Here is a 20,306-nt window from a genome sequence, read left to right on the forward strand (position 1 = left end):
TGTCGTTCGCTGATTTCGTTGGCTATTCTGCTAAATATTTTAGAAGAAAGGGTGTAGGAACGCATGCAAACAGAAGCTTGGAAGGAAACGATAAATGAACAGGAGGCAATGGAGTGTTGTTCTTCCCTATTGGATCGAACAAGCGAACATGACTTCTTAGATCATCATGGCTTGGTGGAAGAAACGAAGGGTCGACAGCATATCGAAGATATAGCTACAGAAGATATAGCTCCAATGGAGACGAGTGACACCCCGTCCCCTTCTCCAATAGGAGTTAGCGATAGTCGTATAATGGAACAAAGTAACGTCCGGCGTCGTCAATTGCCATCGTTGACTCATCTTATTTTCGGATCACGCCTACTTATAGGGCTTGTGATTCTGTTCAGCACAGGCACGATCTACTTTGCTTCTTCAGTCGAGGCAGCGGATATAGATCTTGGCGTAACTGCGCAAAAAGCATGGGATTCCGTTTTGAACAAAGCCGATGCACAAACCAAGTTAACGTTGAAGCAAGCGTACGAGAAAGTGGGGAACTGGAAGACACAAGAGCAGGCTTGGGAACAAAAGATAAAGACACTTCATGTCGCCAATACCTCGGAATTGGAGCGATTGCGTGTGGAAATAAGACAAATTGATGATGCGAAGGTCACAGCTCTGGCTGAAAAGGTAAAGCAAACCCAAGCCCGATATGAACCACTATTCGCCCTGTACAGTTCAGTCAATCGACAGCTGGATGCAGCCAAAGCGATCAAAAATAAGGAATGGAGTGCAGCGATCCGTACACAGGCCGACACATTGAGACCCGTTGTGCAACTTGCCAGAGAAGATATTCGGATCAAGAAAAAGGAACTTGCGGATGCGCGTAAACGAAAGAACATGGAAGTGAAGCGTTTGCGAACTATGCTGGCAGGGGCCGACTCGGCGAAGAAACAGATTCAAACGGCTAAAAAACAGGTGAGTCTGGCTAAAGAACGATACTCCAACGCTCTGCAACAGTTCAAACAGAGTACAAAGCAAGGCCACACGTCACGTGTACTCAGCTCATTGAACGCATTGGCTTCTGCAGCGGAGAAGTGGGCAGGCTTGAAACAAAATGTCCACACACTGGAGCAAAAAGTATCCACTACATACGTGAAAGTCAGACAGGAAATCGCCAAGAGACCCAAATAAGAGGAAACCCGGTTCAATCCCTAACGTACACCACTTTAGATGTAAAGACACTTCAATGTGAAATGAGGTGAAGCTATTGCAGCCAAAGTTGGAAAAGAAACGTGCGGGGACGAGAGGTTTTAAACGTAAACGTTACTGGATTCCCAGTGTTGTACTAATCTTGATCATAGGTTTTATTGGAGTTGGTACACAATTGACACCGAAAATAACGGTTTTTTTACTAAAATCATTTATTGAGATTGCTAATCCAGACACAAATAGCAAGGACAGTATGATCTCGGAAGGCGTAACTCGTGTTGTGGGTGTACCCTATGCAGACGAAGGGCGTAATGACAGTACGCTGGATATCTATTATCCTTCCGTAACATCGGGACCTCTGCCTGTCGTGCTGTGGGTTCATGGTGGTGGATGGGTCTTGGGTGACAAAGAGGATATCGCAGATTATGCCGTAAAATTAGCCAAACAGGGTTACGTTGTCGTCAGTATGAATTATGCGCTCGCACCAGATACGAAATATCCCACTCCCGTGATCCAGACGAATCAGGCTTTGACTTATGTGAAGAAGCATGCCACTGAGTATCAGGGTGACCCGGAAAACATATTTCTCGCAGGCAATTCGGCAGGTGCCCAGATTGCAAGTCAGACTGCGGCAGTGGTGACAAATCCTTCCCTCGCCAAACTGATGAATATAACACCAGCCGCCCAGCCGGAAGAGTTGCGTGGGGTTCTTCTATTCTGTGGTCCTTACAATCTAAGCACGGTAGCAAATACAGGCTTTCCACTCATACGGACATTTCTCTGGTCATATACGGGAGTCAAAACATTCGAAGACTATCCACGTCTGCATGAAATGTCGACCGTGCTTCAGGCCACAGCAGAGTACCCTCCTGCATTTATTACCTCAGGCAATGATGACCCGTTGACCAGTCAATCGATTGAGCTCGCACAAGTCTTGAAGCGCCTTGATGTTGAGGTGGAAACCTTGTTTTTCTCGAACTCGTCAGAGAAGCTGGGACATGATTATCAATTTGATCTGGAGAGTGAAGCTGGTCAACAGGCGATACATTCGGCAGTACGATTCATGCAACAGTATAGTCGATGAGCAGACAAGTCTGTGGTACACTCGAAGCAAATGAGGGCGCAGGAGGAGAAGCATGGCAGACAAAGAAGATTTGACCCGGTTCGGGGTGGCGTTTCCTACACCTCTGATTGAGCAGTTTGACCAGTATATTGAGGAACAGGGATACAAAAACCGATCCGAGGCTTTCCGTGATCTTGTTCGAAAAACATTACTTCAACCCTCTGCACTGCAATCCAATCAGGATGTGGCTGGTACCATTGTGATGGTCTATGATCATCATGTCAGTGATCTTCCCATTCGCTTGATGGAGCTGCAGCATGAGGCGCATCATGACATTATTTCCAATATGCACGTGCACCTGAACCATGACCAATGCCTGGAGGTTATTGCAGTACGAGGAAACCTGGGACGGCTGCGTCATCTTCATCAACAGATTCAGGTGCAAAAAGGTGTGTTGTATGCAGAATTGTCTGTGACTTATGTGGATGAACTCAACAAACTGGCTCATGCTCAGAGTCGTGGTCTGGATGACAATCCGGATCAAAGTCTGGATCACAATCACAGTGCGGGTCAACATGGTCACAGCCATCATCATCGCTCTGCCGATTAAGACGAAATGCGAGTGCGATTCTCAAAAAAATAGCGAATGTAATCAAAACAGACCATTGGTTAGTTACCAGCCGTCTGTTTTTTTTGTTATTTGTCATAATACCTGACTTTAGAAAGTGCTTGAGATCCTTAATTATATATATATCAGGTCTTTCGTCTAAAATATGAAAATATTTGGATTTAGAAGTGAACTTTGTTGACATATGTTTTGAGTTTTGTGCTACAATTTCCCTAAAAAGTAACACGAAATGAATGAGTGTAGCACAAATTCAGAGGGGGAACGACCAGAATGGGCAGATTTTCATGGAGATGGAGAAAACGAACAGTTAACACAGGATTAGGCATCCTGCTTGTATGTTCCATTGGATTATCTGGTTGTGCACAGGGCGTAGCGCCGACAGCATCATCAGCAGAGAATGGAGAAGCGGGGGCAACCTCGACCAAAGACGAATTGGTGCTGGCCGTTGGTACAGAACCGGAAGGTGGATTTGATCCGACAACTGGATGGGGGCAATATGGTTCGCCACTTTTCCAGAGTACCTTGCTCAAGAGAGATGCCAAGTTGCATTTGGTTAATGATCTGGCGACAGGACATACCGTCAGTGAAGATGGGCTGACCTGGACGGTTACAATTCGGGACGATGTGAAATTTTCTGATGGGGAGCCTCTAACGGCAGCGGATGTTCAATTTACGTTTGATACAGCTTCGAAGAGTGGGTCTGTAATTGATTTAACCAATATGGCTGATGTGCAGGCACCCGACGATGGAACGGTCATATTTACACTGAAGTCGCCGCAGTCCACATTCATTAGTCTGCTGACGACACTTGGCATTGTGCCTGAACACGCCTATGGCGCCGATTATGCAGAGCATCCGGTCGGATCAGGACCGTACAAGCTGGTTCAGTGGGACAAAGGACAACAGGCGATCGTTGAGGCCAATGAAGAATATTACGGAAATAAGTCCATGTTCCATAAACTTACGTTCCTGTACCTGGATGAAGATGCAGCCTACGCTGCTGCGCAGGCAGGTACGGTGGATATCGCTGCTATCCCGGCAGCGTTTAGCAAGCAACAGGTGAATGGCATGACATTGGAGGCCGTGAAGACCGTAGATAACCGGGGCATTATGTTCCCGATGCAGCCTCCTGGTGCCAAGTCGGGCGAGGGTCTTCCCGCAGGGAATGATGTGACATCCGATCTGGCGATTCGCCAAGCGGTGAATGTTGTGATTGATCGTGAGGCTTTGGTTGAGGGCGTACTGGAGGGCTACGGTCGTCCAGCTTATTCCGTCAGTGATGATCTGCCTTGGAGCAATGCGGAAGCTGTATTTACGGATGCGAATCTCGAAGAAGCGAAGCAAATTTTGGCGGCTGGCGGCTGGGTAGATACGGATGGTGATGGTATCGTCGAGAAAAACGGCGTCAAGGCCGAGTTCAGTCTGCTTTATTTTGCAGGTGATTTAACAAGACAATCTCTGGCGTTAGCTGCTGCGGATATGGTTGCCCAGGCGGGAATTAAAATCAATGTTGAAGGCAAAAGCCGTGAAGACACGAAAAAGATGGCTTACTCCAACACTGTATTATTTGGCTGGGGCAGTCATGATCCCTTGGAGACCTATAACCTCTATAGCAGCACCCACAAGGGAGAAGGGTATTACAATGTGGGACTGTACAGTAATCCTGTCGTGGATTCATGGATGGAGAAGGCCCTTCAGGCAACCAGTGAAGAAGAGGCATTGCCGTTCTGGCAGAAAGCGGAATGGGATGGAACAACAGGTTTCAGTTATCAGGGGGATGCACCTTGGGCATGGCTCGTAAATATAGATCATCTGTATCTGGTTACGAATGGCCTGAACATTGGTGAGCAACAGATCCACCCCCATGGTCACGGCTGGCCGGTGACATCCAATCTGGAGGAATGGTCGTGGGATAACAGCACGAAGTAGAAAACGCAGCGGTAAGCTTTAGCCTGAATTGGGGAGAGATTGGGATGACAGGCAGGGATAGATGGGCCAGATTTGTTGGTTTTAAAATGTTGCGACTCTTATCTCTATTGGTTGGAGTCAGTGTATTGTCTTTTATATTAATGCAATTCTCTCCTGTGGATCCGATTGAGGCCTACATTGGTGGAGACATGATCCGGGTAAGCGCCGAACAGCGCAGTCTTATTGAAGAACGATGGGGATTGAATGAATCCCCTACAGAACGATTGCTAACCTGGGGACAAGCGCTGATTCAGGGAGATCTGGGAACATCGATGATCTACAGACAGCCTGTAGCGGATATTATCCAGGAACGATTCATGAATTCTGTAGCGCTTATGGCAGTAGCTTGGCTACTGTCTGGCATCTTCGGGTTCACTCTTGGCGTAGTTGCTGCCATGAGACGGGATTCGAAGCTGGATCGCTTGATCTGCTGGTATTGTTATACGCTGGCCTCCACGCCGGTATTCTGGATTGCGCTGTTGCTGCTCATGGTATTTGGGGTGTGGCTCGGATGGCTTCCGCTTGGCCTCGGGGTACCCGCAGGGATGTCGGCTGATCAGGTGACCTGGGGAGATCGGGCTATTCATATGATTCTGCCAGCGTTGACGCTCAGCTTGACCGGGGTAGCTTCGATAGCTTTGCATACCCGGCAGAAGCTTACGGATGTGCTGGAGTCAGATTATATTCTGTTTGCGAGAGCGCGGGGTGAGCGTGGATTTCAGCTGTTCCATCGACATGGGTTCAGACATGTTGTTTTGCCAGCGATAACGCTGCAGTTTGCTTCGTTCGGTGAACTATTCGGGGGAGCCGTGCTTGCGGAACAGGTATTCTCGTATCCCGGACTGGGTCAGGCAACGGTCCAAGCGGGGTTGCGCGGTGACGTACCACTGCTGCTTGGACTTGTGATGTGCAGTGCAATTTTTGTTTTTACAGGTAATATGGTGGCTGACATTCTGTATCGTATGATCGATCCACGGATGAAGGAGGAGCTGATGTCATGAAGCAGACGGTAGAACGCTCCTCCGAGCAGACGGCAGAAACAGCCGAAGTACAGAAAGTGAAAACGGCGAATCAAGAGGTGCGGTACAACATTCATACGGGGTTACTACAAGCTGAGACTGGAACAGGAACAACGCGTCAAACGAGAAGAAGGTACGTGGGTGCCAGCAATCAACGTTTCCGAAATCCTCGCCAAAGAGCGGTGATCTGGGGAAGCCTCGCGGTGATCTGGATTTCCGTTGTGTGGTTGACGGGCAAACTGCTTCCCGCTGGTTCTACGCTGACTTCATTAATGGATCGGAATATGGCTCCAACCTGGGCGCATCCTTTTGGCACGGATTGGCTCGGAAGAGATATGTTCATGCGTACGTTAAAAGGATTGGCAACCAGCATTCAAGTGGGATTACTTGCAGCGTGTGGTGGTGGACTGATTGCACTAATGTTGGGTCTGGGGGCGGCTTCTAGCAAGGCTGCTGACCGGGTGATCTCATGGATCATCGACCTGTTCCTGAGTGTGCCTCATCTGGTATCGCTGGTCATGCTGGCCTTTGTATTCGGTGGAGGATTGGCAGGAGTGGCGGCAGCGATTGCGCTGACGCACTGGCCAAATCTGGCTCGGATTGTAAGAGCGGAGATGATTCAACTGAAATCCGCAGAATACATTCAGATTTCACACAAGTTGGGTCAATCGTGGTTACAGATTGCGGTGCAACATATGCTGCCACATCTGGTCCCGCAGCTGTTCGTGGGCGTACTGTTAATCTTCCCTCATGCGATTCTGCATGAGGCAGCCATTACGTTTCTGGGACTGGGGTTGTCCCCGCAACAACCAGCCATCGGAATTATTTTGTCAGAATCGATGAGATATTTATCTGCTGGCATGTGGTGGCTTGCCTTTTTCCCGGGACTCGCGCTGTTGCTGGTTGTTCGTGCGTTTGATGTATTGGGAAACAGTCTGAAGACATTGACGGGTACAGGTAGTTCAAGGGAGGTGAGGTAAATATGGCTCTTCTTGATATTGAGGGGGTATCGGTGTCATTTCGGCGCGCTCGTGGTTGGTTTGGACACGAACAGACTTATGTCATTCAGAATCTGGATCTTACTATAAACGAGGGCGAGATCGTGGCTGTTGTAGGCGCAAGCGGATCGGGCAAAAGTGTGCTGGCGCAGGCCATTATGGGCATTCTGCCTGCCAATGCCAAGTTGGAAGGCAGCATTAGCTATGCGGAGAAACCTCTGACGATGGAGAGACAGCTTCAACTGCGCGGTGATGAACTGGTGTTAATCCCGCAAGCCGTCAGTTATTTGGACCCGCTGATGAAGGTGGGGAGACAAGTTCAGCCGGTAACCCGAGATTTGGGAAGGAAGCGTAGATTCATGAATCAAACCCACTTGAAAAAGACGGAGCAGGAGCTGACGGAGCGATATCATCTTCCTCAAGGAACAGCCGGAAAATATCCGTTTGAGTTGTCCGGAGGTATGGCAAGGCGGGTGTTGATGGCGACAGCAACCACGGGTCAGCCCAAGCTGATCATTGCAGATGAGCCGACACCAGGCATTCATCCCGAAGTGCTGGCCGAGACAATGAAGCAATTTCGCGAACTTGCAGATCAAGGTGTAGGCATTCTGTGGATTACTCATGATATCACGACAGCTCTGACGGCAGCGGATCGCATCGCTGTATTTTACGCGGGTGCCAATGTAGAGACGGCGCAGGTTGATGATTTTATGGGGAATGGAGAACGTCTGCGTCATCCATATACGAAAGCACTCTGGAATGCATTACCGCAGAATGGATTTCAGCCACTCCCAGGCTCCCAGCCGTTGGCGGGTCAAGAGATCACCACAGGCTGTTCATTTGCTCCCCGATGCAATGCAGCGACCGCTGTATGTACCCGTGAACGTCCAGAGCTTCGTGAGGTACGGGGCGGAGAAGTGAGGTGTTTCCATGTCACTTGAAGCACGGGAGGCAAGTTATCGTTACGATCAGAAATCATGGATATTCCAACAGATGAACATGCAGGTGCAACAGGGAGAAGCGGTTGGCTTGTGGGGGCCAAGTGGCTGTGGCAAAACAAGCCTTGGGCGCATCCTTGCAGGATATGCCGAACCTGTGGCAGGACAAGTACTGCTGGATGGGAAACCCCTCCCCCGCACAGGAACATGTCCGGTTCAGCTGGTATTCCAGCACCCGGAGAAGGCTGTGAATCCACGCTGGCGGATGCGTCGTGTACTTCAGGAGGCGGCTGTGCAGGATGAGCAGTTGCTCGAAGCTTTGGGAATTCAGCAGACTTGGCTGGACCGCAGACCAGGGGAATTATCCGGTGGAGAACTGCAACGTTTCTGTGTGGCGCGAGCACTCGGTACATCGACACGTTATGTGATCGCAGATGAGATGACAACGATGCTGGATGCGATCACTCAGGCACAGATCTGGCATACCGTGATGGGGGTGGCTCGCCAGCGTAATCTGGGGCTGTTGATCATAAGCCATGATCGGGATTTGCTGAACAGGTTGTGCGACAGAATTACACTGATGCCGATGTCACTGTAGCTTTAATTATTTTTTGAATAAATAAATGGATCGAATACAAAAGGGGTGCCCCTTGTGCAGTCATTGACCATGAATGTGAGTCATGGACTTGACTACGGGGCACCCCTTTTTCTATTTTGACAAATATTCGCCATTTAACGATCAGTACACGTTTTGTTCGCAACGTACATAGATGTAACTGACAGCTTATTTGCCCGACACATTGCTTAACAACACAGATAACCTGCGCATCGCCTCTTCAACCGTGGAACGTGGACAGGCTACATTAATGCGCATGAACCCTGTACCCTCCGTTCCAAAGAAGCTCCCGTCATTGAAAGCAAGCCCTGCTTCATGAAGCAGCATGTTGCATAGTTGTGCATGTGGGATATTCAGCTCCCGAAAATCCATCCATAACAGATAGGTTGCTTCGGGCAGATGCATTTTGATCTGCGGCATGTGTTCCGCAACATACTGCTGTACATACTCCATATTTCCACGGATATAGGCAAGGCACTCATCCAGCCAGTCCTCGGCACCATTGTAAGCAGCTTCGGTTGCAACGGCCCCCAGTGTACTAATACTGGCAAGTCCCATCGTTTTAACACCCTGCGCGAACGATTCCCGCAACTTGGCATTAGGGATGATAATGTTGGATGTGCAGAGGCCGGGAATGTTGAACGTTTTGCTTGGAGCCGTGCAGATGATGCTTAGATCAGAGACGGCGTCTGAGATCAGGGTTAGCGGTGTATGAGCTCCGCGTTGGTGAACAAGATCTGCATGAATTTCATCCGAAACCATCAGTACCTTGTATTGCAGGCACAGCGACGTGAGCCCCTCAAGCTCCTCGCGAGTCCATACCCGTCCAACCGGGTTGTGAGGACTGCATAGAATCAGCATTTTGACCCGACCGGTCTGCAAGCTGGATTCCAGTTGTTCCAGATCCATCGTGTAATGACCATTATTCTCTACCAAAGGATTGGTGATCAGTTCACGGCCCTGACCACGTACTACTTCATAGAAGGGCGCATATACCGGAGCTTGGATGACCACGGCATCTCCCGGATCCGTGAATCGTTGTACAGCAATGCTGAGTGCGGGCACAATACCTGGAGTGAATACGATCCAGTCATCGTTAATTTTCCAGTTGTGGCGCCGTTCCATCCACCCTGCCACGGCTGCATGATATGCCCCTGTTCGCACCGTGTAACCAAAGATACCGTGCTCCATCCGTGTTTGCAGGGCCTGAATGACGGATGGTGGAGCAGCAAAATCCATATCGGCAACCCACATCGGAAGCGCATCTGCAGCGCCGAAGATATCCTCAAGTGCATCCCATTTCTCTGATCCGGTAGAGATCCGGTTAATAGACTGATCAAATGTACTGTTATTGTTGTTCATCGTATTTAATCCCCCTTGAATTTCCGTTCCTTCGACCACAATCGACAAATCATTATCTAATACATTGGTTAATTTCGCAACTGTTGAGCGTATATGAGGAGCTTCATATGTATGGACCGGAATTCAGGACTTTATTCATATAAGAACACCTTAACAAGCCAGAGAATAGTGGGCAACGACAAAGACTATTTTTGTACGCCCCTGGTCCTGTTTTGTCCATTTATCGTTTACAACCTCTTACCAGATGCTATTATATTGCTAACATTTGATGGAACAACGGGCTGTTATCCGAATAAGCTCGTACCCCTACAGCAGGCGAAAAGCAAAAGCCGCCCGTTGAAATCGTAACAGATTTCATTGGACGGCTTTTAGGGTTGAAACCATATCTGGTTCTATACTCTGAACTAACAGTCAGTTACAGGTACTCGTTAAACCATCCGGCAATATGCTCCAGACGGCGTACCCTCAAGTGAGGATGACCTCCACGAGACAGCTCATGGTTGGCACCTGGAAAACGAACGAGCCTTGTGGTCTGCTTGCGCCGTTTCAACGCAATGTATAACTGCTCGGCCTGTTCAATCGGACACCGGAGATCCTGTTCGCCATGCAAAATGAGCAGAGGCGTGTTCACGTTCCCGACATAAGCGAGCGGAGAGTGTTTCCACAATTTTTCCGTGTCATCCCACGCGTTGCCGCCAATCTGGTCTTCCGTGAAGAAATATCCAATGTCACTGACACCGTAGAAGGATAGCCAGTTGGAGATGGAACGCTGGGTAACAGCGGCCTTGAAACGATCCGTGTGCCCAACAATCCAGTTGGTCATGAAACCACCATAACTGCCACCGGTTACGCCCAGCCTGGATTCATCAATAAACTCATATTGGGACAGGGCGTGGTCTACACTTTCCATAAGATCGCGATAATCGCCACCGCCGTAATCTCCACGACAGGCATCTACAAACTGCTGTCCGTATCCGAGGCCCCCGCGTGGATTAATGTAAACAACAGCGTATCCTTGTGCGGCAAGAATCTGGAACTCATGCATAAATGTAAAACCATACATCATGTGCGGGCCGCCATGAATCTCCAGAATGGTCGGGATTTTGACCCCGTCGACCATGCCATGAGGTTTCATGATCCACCCTTGCAGCCGCAGGCCATCTGAGGAATTGAACCAGAAGGTCTCGGGTGCACTAAGATGGATCTCATCCTCAAGCTGTGGATTGCTGCGGGTGAGCTGAATCGGTTCTACGCCGGAATCATCCGGTTGTTCATACACATAGAGGTCACCAGGGCTTCGCGTATCCGCAACAGCGGCAACGATCTGTCCGTTTTCCAATTCGGCAAATTGATAAATTTCCCGTTCGTCAGGCAATATATAGTCGGCACTGCTGCCATCTCGTGCGAATTTTGCGATGCGTACACTACCATGAATGGTCGCTAGACAGAGGATGGATGAACCATCCAGGCTGAATACAGGCCCTGTGGTTGTCAGATGTGATCGCATGTCGCCGACAATACTGTGATTCAACTGTACGTCCCAATCGGTGCTTAGACATACGAGCTCACTACCTGAAATGGGAAGGGTGTACAGCTTCACAAGCGTGGCATTTCCATAGGAACGGTCACTGGCGAGCAGTGCAAGAGATTGTCCATCCGGTGCATAGGCCAGCCGGCTGAACGTATATCCTTCCGGGGTCAGCTGCTGCACATCCAATCCGTCTGCCTTGGCAAGGTACACATGATTGGTTAGGGTGTAATCGTTATGATCCTCGCCTTCTTCGGGCATCTGCGCAATCCATGCGATGGATGTTCCGTCCGGTGACCAGGCGTAGTCTCCAACGTCATAATGACCTGTAGTTACAGGAAGTGGTTCCGCATCGATCGGTGCGAGAGTGAAGAGGTGGGAACGTCTACCGTTCCATAATCCACTGGCATCTGATTTCATTCGAATTCGATCTACGACATGTTCTTGCGGCAGTTTAGGTTTATCGTCTATAGGGTCTGTATGTTCTAATTCTTCTTGTCCGCTCATATCCACGGATGATTTCACAAGTAAGGTATGACCATCTGGTGACCAGAGCAGGGAACTGACGCCATGTTTCAGGTGACTGATTTGCTGTGCTTCTCCGCCATCTGATGCGATGATCCACACTTGGGATTTCCCATCAACCTCTCTTAAAAAGGCAAGCTGGGACCCATCTGGCGACCAGGCAGGGGAATGATCCTTCTCACCAGAGGTAAAAGGTCTGTCCTTTTGACTCCCTAGATGCAGCAGTCTCAGGTGAGAACAATAACCGTCACGTGCTTCATTCGTTTTCCGGCTTACATATACCAGTTGTCCGCCTTGAGGAGACGGAGTTGGATCATTAACCCATGTAATCTGATAAAGATCTTCCGATGTTATGCCGCGCTGACTCATCATTGTTTGTCCTCCCACCATGAATTAGAATTGGTTAATTTCCTAACCTTTCCATTTATATTAACGGAAAGCTAGAGACAGGACAATAAGCGTAATGAAGGAGGGGCAATACTTTTAACAATGTATATAAATTGAATTAAACATTTGCACGTAACGGAGAGGACAGAAATAACCTGAAGAAGCGGAGCGTTCGCCTTTATCCCCGGATTTTCACTTTGAAAAAGTGGAATCGAAAAATCTGGGGATAACAGCGATCAGAAGGTTGTTCTGTCATTGGAGTGTCCAGTGTAAACATTCTTTAGTTCAATTCATATAGGTGTGTTAAAAGGATTTGCTCGAAGGATGACGAATCCTAATGTTGAATAAGCGCAGAAATGATGAAAAATGGTCTTAATTTAATGTTTAACCTCAGTGAATTTGGTTTAATGGACAATGCCATTCCTGTTCTACATTTAGGTATTCGATTCATAGCCATTCGTTTATATAGAACTTGTATGATTCAGTCGTAATGAAGGAGGAACGTCACGTTGAGCACATCCTATGAGCAGCATGTGGAATATCCAAACCGGAAACGAATGGCGTGGCTTACGGTAGGGGCGGCACTTTTTGTGGCAGCCGGATTTTTTTTGATTTTTGATGGTTCTTCAGTTATGAATGATTCCATCCTTTCGGGTGTGATTGGACTTCTTTCCATTTTGTTTTTCGGCCTATGTTTCTGCTACAGTCTGGTAAAGATGATTAAGAAGGAACCTTCTTTTGTAATCGATGAGGATGGGTTTGTGGATGCATCTTCTTATGCTGCAGGAGGAGCAGTGGCATGGAGAGACGTTGAGAATATTTTCATGTATGAATTAATGGGACAGAAAATGATCGGGGTGAAATTGCGGGACGAGAAAGCCTTTCTGGATCGCCAGAACGGGATGAAACGCAAATTGATGACGGTCAACAGCAATATGGTCGATGCAACCATCAGCGTTGCCCAAAGTAGCCTCACAATTCCACTGGATCAATTGTATATCATGATGATGAACCACTGGAGACATGTGAGTGATAACATGATTTATGATTCGTATATTCGTCGTTAGAGAAGGTCGCAGTGTCCATAGAATCTTCAGAATGGAGGAATATAGATGATGCATGGTAATCAGACACGCACAATTCTGCTTCCAGATGGAACTGCCTTGCCTGCGATAGGACAAGGTACATGGAACATGGGAGAGAAGCAATCCAGTCGGGAAGAAGAAGTACGGGCACTGCGTTCCGGTATTGAACTGGGAATGACCGTGATTGATACGGCGGAGATGTATGCAGAAGGCGGGGCGGAAGTCGTTACGGGAAAGGCCATCTCGGGCTGTCGTGACGAAGTATTTCTCGTATCCAAAGTGTATCCCCATCATGCGCATCGCAAGCAAATGATTACGGCCTGTGAGCGCAGTCTCACGCGTCTTGGTACAGATCGTCTGGATCTGTACTTGCTCCACTGGCGTGGAGGCGTACCACTCGAAGAGACGGTTCAGGCCTTGGAACAATTGAAGCAATCCGGTAAAATCCTACGGTGGGGTGTCTCGAACCTGGATATAAGGGATATGCAGGAGTTATGGAGCCTGCCGGAGGGATCGCAGTGCATGGTGAATCAGGTGTTGTACCATGCCGCTTCGCGTGGTATTGAACATGATCTACTCCCTTGGATGAGGGAGCGACGTGTTACGGTCATGGCGTATAGTCCACTGGCTCAGGGTGGCAGACTTCGCAGTGAATTGTTGGAGCATCCGGTTATTCGGGAGATTGCACAGGACCGAGGAGTCACAACTTCCCAGATCGCATTAGCCTGGGTGACCAGGGACGGAGACGTGCTGGCGATTCCCAAAGCGGTACAGTTGAATCATGTGGCTGACAATGCGTTAGCAGTGAACATCGTTTTGACACAAGAGGAGTTAACCCGGTTGAATGAGGTATTCCCTGCACCTAAAGGCAAGGTACCTCTAGATATCGTGTAAAATAAGACGGAAATATGAATAATAAGTCATGCTGAGCAGATCTACACGATCTGCTCTTTTTTGTGTCGATGCTTATATGCAAAGTTATTCAAATACACAGATAGCCGAAGCTTCCGCATGACCTAGCAAAAATATGTTTAAAAAAATGGGCTTTACAATGTCACCTTACCAGTGTACTATGTAACTAACACACCAGTACAGAGAGGAGTGAGAGCTTTGTGACTATGGAATTTGATAACAACTTACCGATCTATCTGCAGATCATGCAGTACATCAAAAGACAGATTGTAACCGGGACACTTCAGGCGGGTGACAAAATTCCTTCGGTTCGTGAACTGGCGGCTGAACTACAGATCAATCCAAATACAGTACAACGGACATTTCAGGAGCTTGAGCGGGAAAAAGTGGTCGAAACCAAACGGGGCTTGGGCAGATATGTGACCAGTGAGGAGCGGAAGATTATGACGATCAAAAAAGAGATGGCCGGTGAATTGCTGGAACGCTTTCTGACCGGAATGCAGGAACTGGGGATCGAAGAGCAGGATATCTTATCCATCGTAGCCGATGCCGTTGCGGAAGGAAAGGGAGGAACAACGCATGAGTAACATCCTTGAACTGAACCAGATTAACAAGACATATGGCAGTAAGAAAGCGCTCAGTAATATTACATTGGATATTGCTCCAGGACGAATCGTAGGTCTGCTGGGTAGCAACGGCAGTGGAAAAAGTACGCTCATGAAGCTGGTTGCAGGTTTGTTGCATCCTAACAGCGGAACGATTCAAGTCACAGGTAAGCCTGTTGGGCTGGAGACGAAAGCGCTGGTTTCATTTATGCCGGATCGTCCATTAACCGAGAAGTGGATGAGAGTGCGGGATGCGATTGCGTACTACCGCGATTTCTATGCTGATTTTGATGAAGAGAAGGCACGGGAGATGCTGGATTTCATGAACCTTGTCGAGAGTGACCGGGTACGGCATCTGTCCAAAGGTATGAATGAACGACTACAACTAACACTGGCACTATCTCGTAAAGCTCGTCTGTATTTGCTGGATGAACCGATTGGCGGAGTAGATCCGGTTGCACGTGGCAAGATTCTGGATGCGATCGTCAAATTCTATGATGAAGACAGCAGTCTAATCATCTCCACACATCTGGTGAATGATATCGAACGAATTTTTGATGAAGTGGTCTTCATTCGTGAAGGTCAACTGGTGATGCGGGAAGAAGTGGAAACACTCCGTCTGAAATATGGGAAAAGTGTGGATGAGATGTTCAAGGAGGTCTATGCAGAATGATGACATTATTGAAGTATGACTTTAGAAGAAATTGGAATGTACTGCTGGCTGGGCTAGTCATATTGATTATTGCGCAAGTGGCGCTTTCCCTTTTCATGTCTGAGGTCACAGGGCTTGTGCTTGGCATTATGGGTTATGTTGGGGTAGGTGTGGCTATTTATGTGAAAATGATCAAAACATACACGTCCAATATCCGCTCTTATAATCGCCGTCTTTTACCCGTAACGGGCCTATCCCATGTGTTGTCTCCTTTGATCTTTGGAGCTCTTTGCGGGTTGGGATTAGTTATTATATTTACGATTCATGCCTACATCTATATCTCAATGAAACTCAGAATGAACATGGTTACCAATATTGATCTTTCGGGTCTGCATGTTTCAGATTATATTAGTTTGTTGCTGTTTAGCGCATGGGTTATGGTATTCATGACCGTCATCATCTTCCTTTCGATCTCGATTGCAGGCAGCTTCCGTTGGAGAACCGGGCCATGGATCGGAATCGTTGCATTCTTGGTCCTCGTTAATCTGATTGGCTGGTTGGAAAATATCATTATGACAGGACGTTTCAGTCCAAATGAGATGTTCCGTTACACCGAAGAAAGTACAGGGATCTCGATCACAGCCAATGGCGTATTATGGTCGGACGGCATGTGGGGAAGTACTATATTTGAAATCATCGTAGCCGTTATCTTGGTGTGGGCCACCATTCACCTGAACAACAAAAAAGTTGAAGTCTGATAAAGACTCACATGATGCGAGCAACCAGGGTTGCTCGTTTTTTATATCCGGTGATGATCCACCTTTTGAATCCAATTCTCATAGTTATACGTAAATGTAGATATATTGTGTGGGGAAGTACAACTGAAGAGTCATGTTTAACGAAAAGAACATTGAACTGGGAAAGGAGAAATCGTCATGGAACTATACTTCAGGGATAACTTTTTTAACGCGGGTTACACCGAGATTATGAATCCGAACCAGGAACAGGCAGGGCATCTGGATTTGAAAAGTGTCTTGGGTTCTTCGCTTGATGTATCGGATAACTCGGGATTGGTCTGCAGCGGCAAATTTCGCATGTTAACGAATCGTTGGGATATCACTGCAGCAGATGGGAGACATCTGGGTGTGCTTCGGGCAAGGTTCAGTTTTTTTAGTAAAAAGTATGAATATGATGCAGGATCGCGCGGTACGTATGATGTGTCTGCTCCAGCATTTTCACAGGAATATGATATAAGTGGCAGTGGTGGCCGCATCGTGGCCAGTTTTCGTCGCACCAGCGGCTGGTTTAGTTCAGGGGCATTTGTATTAGATAACCAGTCGGAACAACTGGACACGTATGAATTAGTTGCAGTAGTCATGGGCGTGCACGCGATTAATAAAAGACGGAACTCGGCTGCCAGCAGTGGTGGAACGTAGTACAAAATAATGGGTTCACAGACAGTTAGGTAGTTCTACAGGAATAGAGGAATAAGGTTTGGATAATATCATCCAGACCTTATTCGCTTAGATGGGTTTGCTTTTGACAAGTAGGCATTTAACCCACTCTCATAAAATTAATGGCCATCGGCATTCGCGAGAGGTTCATCATCATGCTGGTGCGGTATGATGCCTCGTGTGCGTTCAGAATGCTGATCAGATTCAGGATGCGCATAACGGGCTAATGCCTTCGCAGCTGTCTCGGACATTCGCTCTCGCAGCACTGTGTGGTCAGCGATTCGAACCCGTTTGCCGAGAAAACGCATCTTGGATAAGACGTAATCCATCTCATTCCGCGGAACGGTCAGCTCGATTCGATACGTCTGCTCGGCTTCCAGGTACTCGACCTGTTTCTCGAAGCAGGAGAAGGCATAGAGGATTCGGGATAACTCCTGATTGAACTCGGGCAGAACCTCTATGGTGATGGTCGTTTTGCGCTTCTCTGTAATTGCAGCAATTCGGGCAGTGTAACCCGAAGCGGTATCCGGTTCAACCGGTTGGGCTTCCACGGTAACGATACTGTACAGCTTGGTTGACATGAGTTTGTCGAAGCGAGGCGCGTACCAGAGCACATACCATTCTTTTTTGACCATGGAATACTCCAGTTTATACGGGTACCCAAATTCATCATGACTCGTGCGTCCATTGCGGACGCGGCCTGTCATTCGAAATCCCTGATGATGCAGAATGATTAGCCGCAAACGTCGAAGCAGTGGGTGAGAGACACTGTTTTCTTCGCTTTTGGCTTTTTCGGTCAGGTAATCCTGAAGGTTCAGGTCCTGCTCACCATTCAGCATGTTGTGCATTTTATCCAACGTTACAGGGCTCAGCGCTTCTCTCGCAGCAGGGTGATTCAGCATCATGCGAAGCCAGGCCCGTTCCTGTGAGGTCCAGGTGAACAGTCCATTTTCATTCAATCGCGTCATCATCTGGTAATTGAACATCTTCTCGAACAGGTTCATAATATTCCGCAATCTCCTTCCATTCCTTGATCATCTCCTGGCGTAGTCTCTGGGGCGCTATTATCTCGCAGCTTGAGCCAAAACTCCGTAACCACGGTTTGATCTCGGTGGTACCGTTGACCTGAATTTCGTAGAGAAAGGTATGGTCTGTTTCGGGTATAATCTTGCCCCATTGACCTTGCAGACGAACCCGATCCAGAATGAAGTTGCGCTGACCACGCTCCGGATGGAAAAAGCGAGCTTGAACTGTCACAGTATTCCCCGTATCCACGAGCCAACTGTAGCGACTAATGTTGGTCCACTGCTGCTTCAGTTCGAGCATGTATTCCTCTTCTACTGAATCTTGTTCCTCCAACTGGGTTATGCCTTCCATGCGGAATTTCACAAAGCCGCGGCGGCCCTGATATCCAATTACATACCAACGACCATACTGATGGTCATAGACCACTTCAAGGGGGACGATCCGGTTGGATCGACCACCTGCTTCCCGTTCAAAGCGTGGATTCGTATTCTGTGAACTGTAGCTGGATGGTTTTTTTGGTGAAAAGTACAAAAACTGCACACGTTTGCGCTGGCGAATCGCCCCAAGTAGTGTGTATAGATGGGCTTCGTCCAGGATACGAGAATAGTAGTGATACTTATAGATATAGGGCTCGGTAGCTTCTTCTTGCGGAAAACTTGCCGTAATGGCTTTCTTCAGACTATCCCGCAATAAATATCCCTGTACGGAAGGGACCTGGGTATTTGCCATCATATCCACAAAATCATACAACTCCAGCTGTTCCTCCTCCGTTAATCCGGTAAGGACGTCCTGTTGTAAAGCATATCGATATGGTCTGCCACCAGGCTCTTTCCGTATAACTCCAACCTCTTCCAGATACTTCAGATCAGAGCGAATGGTTTTCTCGTCAGGTAACGCCAGATCTTCCGGCAGATCAGCACAGCAGGCGTCCAGCAGTTCCATCGCGGTCAAGGCTTTATCTTGTAAGGTATGCAAAAGGACAGAAAGTCGCTGAACTTCAGTCTCTTTCATCGACTTGGCGCGGAAGAGGAAGAGCAGCATGGGCTCAGCGGATTCTCCGTACTGGAAGCGGACGAGATCAGCCATTTCCCGGCTAGCTTCGCTACCTGAACGTTGATCAGCGACGCTCTGCATGATGTCTTTTAATCTGCGATTGGTTTTATCAAAGGTATGTACGGATATGCCAAGCCGCTCGGCATACTGTTTGCGGTTATACGCACCGCTTGTCAGGGATAACATGCGTAAGAACTGAATTTCTTTGTCAAAACTCTCTCTTGCCATGAACATTCACTCCTTGTTATCCCTTCATTGTAGCAGGATGAGTGGCAGGTTTCATTTTAAACTTATGAAGCTCGTCATACTTTTGCCATGTTCGTATGTAGCATGCGTGGGTCATAATGAGGGTATGAGCGAGGCAGGGACACACGTTTAATCGATCTGATGAACAATGCGAAAAGGGAATAGGAATCCGTGATACATAATGTAATGTATTTGTTTCTAAAGGAGGTAATGGACATGACCTATGTTCATGAAGAAATGAAAGGTACGATTAGACAACAGCTGAAGCAGATTGAACAGGAGGAGCAGGTACGGATTATCTATGCCTGTGAATCGGGCAGCCGGGCGTGGGGGTTTCCTTCACAGGACAGTGATTATGATGTGCGTTTCCTGTTTGTAAGACCACTGGAATGGTACTTGTCGATTGAGGATCGAAGGGATGTTATCGAACGCCCGATCAGTGACCAGCTGGACATCAATGGTTGGGATCTGCGCAAGGCATTGAAGCTGTTTCGCAAATCCAATCCACCACTCTTGGAGTGGCTGCAATCTCCCATTCAGTATGATGAACAGTATAACGTGGCACAGCATATTCGTGCGCTGTCACCGTTGACCTTCTCGCCCAAGTCCTGCATGTATCATTATCTGAATATGGCGAAAGGGAATTTTCGGGATTATTTACAAGGTGAGCGGGTCAAGATTAAAAAGTATTTCTATGTGCTGCGCCCCTTACTCGCTTGTGGCTGGATCGAACGTTATGATGCAATGCCGCCGATGGCATTCGAAGAGCTGGTCCAAGAACTTGTACCTGCGACTACACCGCTATATACGGAGATTCATGAATTGCTGCGCCGGAAAAAGGCGGGCGAGGAACTGGATCTGGAGCCTCAGCTGCCCGCAATACAGACTTTTTTGGCGGAGAAGATCGAGCATTTTGACAGACTTGCCGGCCAGATGGAGAATGAGCAGATTATTCAATTTGAAGAATTGGACCGGATTTTCCGGTTGGCATTGCAAGAGGTGTGGAGGAACATCTAGGGCTTGATGACAACAGAGCGTGAAAGAAGATGGAAT

19 protein-coding genes are annotated in these 20,306 nt (G+C 48.1%); 15 read left to right on the forward strand and 4 right to left on the reverse strand.

Going from position 1 to position 20,306, the window contains the following annotated elements; genetic code table 11:
• Positions 1 to 63: 63 nt before the first annotated feature.
• The 8 genes from AC1S8V_RS05755 to AC1S8V_RS05790 all read left to right on the forward strand — a co-directional run bounded on the left by AC1S8V_RS05755 (position 64) and on the right by AC1S8V_RS05790 (position 8,400).
• Positions 64 to 1,170, forward strand: a complete 1,107-nt coding sequence (locus AC1S8V_RS05755; RefSeq protein ID WP_482072811.1) for a hypothetical protein — start codon at positions 64 to 66, stop codon at positions 1,168 to 1,170.
• A gap of 88 nt (positions 1,171 to 1,258) precedes the next feature.
• Positions 1,259 to 2,272 (forward strand): alpha/beta hydrolase, encoded by a 1,014-nt coding sequence (locus AC1S8V_RS05760; protein ID WP_482072812.1) that lies wholly within the window; start codon positions 1,259 to 1,261, stop codon positions 2,270 to 2,272.
• Between the two features lie 52 nt (positions 2,273 to 2,324).
• Positions 2,325 to 2,861, forward strand: coding sequence for a nickel-responsive transcriptional regulator NikR (gene nikR, locus AC1S8V_RS05765; protein ID WP_482072813.1), 537 nt, complete (start codon positions 2,325 to 2,327; stop codon positions 2,859 to 2,861).
• Positions 2,862 to 3,149: 288 nt separating this feature from the next.
• Complete coding sequence (locus tag AC1S8V_RS05770; protein WP_482072814.1) at positions 3,150 to 4,808, forward strand: ABC transporter substrate-binding protein; 1,659 nt, start codon at positions 3,150 to 3,152, stop codon at positions 4,806 to 4,808.
• 44 nt (positions 4,809 to 4,852) lie between these two features.
• Entirely contained in the window at positions 4,853 to 5,848 is a 996-nt protein-coding gene (locus tag AC1S8V_RS05775) for an ABC transporter permease (RefSeq protein ID WP_482072815.1), read from the forward strand.
• Complete coding sequence (locus AC1S8V_RS05780) at positions 5,845 to 6,846, forward strand: ABC transporter permease (RefSeq protein ID WP_482072816.1); 1,002 nt, start codon at positions 5,845 to 5,847, stop codon at positions 6,844 to 6,846. The genes AC1S8V_RS05775 and AC1S8V_RS05780 overlap by 4 nt, the downstream gene beginning before the upstream one ends.
• Positions 6,847 to 6,848: 2 nt before the next feature.
• Positions 6,849 to 7,805: an ABC transporter ATP-binding protein gene (locus tag AC1S8V_RS05785; protein WP_482072817.1), complete on the forward strand. Its 957-nt coding sequence runs from the start codon at positions 6,849 to 6,851 to the stop codon at positions 7,803 to 7,805.
• Complete coding sequence (locus tag AC1S8V_RS05790; RefSeq protein WP_482072818.1) at positions 7,795 to 8,400, forward strand: ABC transporter ATP-binding protein; 606 nt, start codon at positions 7,795 to 7,797, stop codon at positions 8,398 to 8,400. Before AC1S8V_RS05785 ends, AC1S8V_RS05790 begins: the two co-directional genes overlap by 11 nt.
• A 186-nt stretch (positions 8,401 to 8,586) precedes the next feature.
• Here AC1S8V_RS05790 and AC1S8V_RS05795 read toward each other — a convergent pair whose 3' ends face one another.
• Both AC1S8V_RS05795 and AC1S8V_RS05800 read right to left on the reverse strand, forming a co-directional pair.
• Complete coding sequence (locus AC1S8V_RS05795) at positions 8,587 to 9,780, reverse strand: MalY/PatB family protein (RefSeq protein WP_482072819.1); 1,194 nt, start codon at positions 9,778 to 9,780, stop codon at positions 8,587 to 8,589.
• 415 nt (positions 9,781 to 10,195) lie between these two features.
• Entirely contained in the window at positions 10,196 to 12,205 is a 2,010-nt protein-coding gene (locus AC1S8V_RS05800) for a S9 family peptidase (protein ID WP_482072820.1), read from the reverse strand.
• 524 nt (positions 12,206 to 12,729) lie between these two features.
• Here AC1S8V_RS05800 and AC1S8V_RS05805 point away from each other — a divergent pair.
• The 6 genes from AC1S8V_RS05805 to AC1S8V_RS05830 all read left to right on the forward strand — a co-directional run bounded on the left by AC1S8V_RS05805 (position 12,730) and on the right by AC1S8V_RS05830 (position 16,910).
• Positions 12,730 to 13,287: an STM3941 family protein gene (locus tag AC1S8V_RS05805; protein WP_482072821.1), complete on the forward strand. Its 558-nt coding sequence runs from the start codon at positions 12,730 to 12,732 to the stop codon at positions 13,285 to 13,287.
• A gap of 48 nt (positions 13,288 to 13,335) precedes the next feature.
• The gene (locus tag AC1S8V_RS05810) at positions 13,336 to 14,199 is read left to right on the forward strand and encodes an aldo/keto reductase (protein WP_482074404.1); all 864 of its coding nucleotides are present in this window, start codon (positions 13,336 to 13,338) and stop codon (positions 14,197 to 14,199) included.
• A gap of 218 nt (positions 14,200 to 14,417) precedes the next feature.
• On the forward strand, positions 14,418 to 14,804 hold the full coding sequence (locus AC1S8V_RS05815) for a GntR family transcriptional regulator (RefSeq protein WP_482072822.1): 387 nt from the start codon (positions 14,418 to 14,420) through the stop codon (positions 14,802 to 14,804).
• Positions 14,797 to 15,495 (forward strand): ABC transporter ATP-binding protein, encoded by a 699-nt coding sequence (locus tag AC1S8V_RS05820; RefSeq protein ID WP_482072823.1) that lies wholly within the window; start codon positions 14,797 to 14,799, stop codon positions 15,493 to 15,495. The genes AC1S8V_RS05815 and AC1S8V_RS05820 overlap by 8 nt, the downstream gene beginning before the upstream one ends.
• Positions 15,492 to 16,232, forward strand: coding sequence for a hypothetical protein (locus tag AC1S8V_RS05825; protein ID WP_482072824.1), 741 nt, complete (start codon positions 15,492 to 15,494; stop codon positions 16,230 to 16,232). Before AC1S8V_RS05820 ends, AC1S8V_RS05825 begins: the two co-directional genes overlap by 4 nt.
• Before the next feature lie 177 nt (positions 16,233 to 16,409).
• Complete coding sequence (locus tag AC1S8V_RS05830) at positions 16,410 to 16,910, forward strand: LURP-one-related family protein (protein ID WP_482072825.1); 501 nt, start codon at positions 16,410 to 16,412, stop codon at positions 16,908 to 16,910.
• A gap of 137 nt (positions 16,911 to 17,047) precedes the next feature.
• On the opposite strand, the gene AC1S8V_RS05835 is transcribed toward AC1S8V_RS05830, so the two are convergent.
• Together AC1S8V_RS05835 and AC1S8V_RS05840 are read right to left on the reverse strand one after the other, a co-directional pair.
• Positions 17,048 to 17,932, reverse strand: coding sequence for a WYL domain-containing protein (locus tag AC1S8V_RS05835; RefSeq protein ID WP_482072826.1), 885 nt, complete (start codon positions 17,930 to 17,932; stop codon positions 17,048 to 17,050).
• The gene (locus AC1S8V_RS05840; RefSeq protein WP_482072827.1) at positions 17,880 to 19,235 is read right to left on the reverse strand and encodes a helix-turn-helix transcriptional regulator; all 1,356 of its coding nucleotides are present in this window, start codon (positions 19,233 to 19,235) and stop codon (positions 17,880 to 17,882) included. Before AC1S8V_RS05840 ends, AC1S8V_RS05835 begins: the two co-directional genes overlap by 53 nt.
• A gap of 234 nt (positions 19,236 to 19,469) precedes the next feature.
• On the opposite strand from AC1S8V_RS05840, the gene AC1S8V_RS05845 reads away from it, so the two are divergent.
• Positions 19,470 to 20,270: a nucleotidyltransferase domain-containing protein gene (locus AC1S8V_RS05845; RefSeq protein WP_482072828.1), complete on the forward strand. Its 801-nt coding sequence runs from the start codon at positions 19,470 to 19,472 to the stop codon at positions 20,268 to 20,270.
• Positions 20,271 to 20,306 lie beyond the last annotated feature (36 nt).

It is taken from the genome of Paenibacillus sp. B46(2026) (genome assembly GCF_056786355.1).

Bases quoted from the DNA above. Each gene is read 5' to 3' on its own strand.
- AC1S8V_RS05820 (WP_482072823.1), top strand. From the start codon at position 14,797: ATGAGTAACATCCTTGAACTGAACCAGATTAACAAGACATATGGCAGT.
- AC1S8V_RS05845 (WP_482072828.1), top strand. From the start codon at position 19,470: ATGACCTATGTTCATGAAGAAATGAAAGGTACGATTAGACAACAGCTG.
- AC1S8V_RS05770 (WP_482072814.1), top strand. From the start codon at position 3,150: ATGGGCAGATTTTCATGGAGATGGAGAAAACGAACAGTTAACACAGGA.
- AC1S8V_RS05830 (WP_482072825.1), top strand. From the start codon at position 16,410: ATGGAACTATACTTCAGGGATAACTTTTTTAACGCGGGTTACACCGAG.
- AC1S8V_RS05795 (WP_482072819.1), bottom strand. From the start codon at position 9,780: ATGAACAACAATAACAGTACATTTGATCAGTCTATTAACCGGATCTCT.
- AC1S8V_RS05780 (WP_482072816.1), top strand. From the start codon at position 5,845: ATGAAGCAGACGGTAGAACGCTCCTCCGAGCAGACGGCAGAAACAGCC.
- AC1S8V_RS05825 (WP_482072824.1), top strand. From the start codon at position 15,492: ATGATGACATTATTGAAGTATGACTTTAGAAGAAATTGGAATGTACTG.
- AC1S8V_RS05790 (WP_482072818.1), top strand. From the start codon at position 7,795: ATGTCACTTGAAGCACGGGAGGCAAGTTATCGTTACGATCAGAAATCA.
- AC1S8V_RS05785 (WP_482072817.1), top strand. From the start codon at position 6,849: ATGGCTCTTCTTGATATTGAGGGGGTATCGGTGTCATTTCGGCGCGCT.
- AC1S8V_RS05840 (WP_482072827.1), bottom strand. From the start codon at position 19,235: ATGGCAAGAGAGAGTTTTGACAAAGAAATTCAGTTCTTACGCATGTTA.
- AC1S8V_RS05755 (WP_482072811.1), top strand. From the start codon at position 64: ATGCAAACAGAAGCTTGGAAGGAAACGATAAATGAACAGGAGGCAATG.
- nikR (WP_482072813.1), top strand. From the start codon at position 2,325: ATGGCAGACAAAGAAGATTTGACCCGGTTCGGGGTGGCGTTTCCTACA.
- AC1S8V_RS05835 (WP_482072826.1), bottom strand. From the start codon at position 17,932: ATGAACCTGTTCGAGAAGATGTTCAATTACCAGATGATGACGCGATTG.
- AC1S8V_RS05810 (WP_482074404.1), top strand. From the start codon at position 13,336: ATGCATGGTAATCAGACACGCACAATTCTGCTTCCAGATGGAACTGCC.
- AC1S8V_RS05775 (WP_482072815.1), top strand. From the start codon at position 4,853: ATGACAGGCAGGGATAGATGGGCCAGATTTGTTGGTTTTAAAATGTTG.
- AC1S8V_RS05800 (WP_482072820.1), bottom strand. From the start codon at position 12,205: ATGATGAGTCAGCGCGGCATAACATCGGAAGATCTTTATCAGATTACA.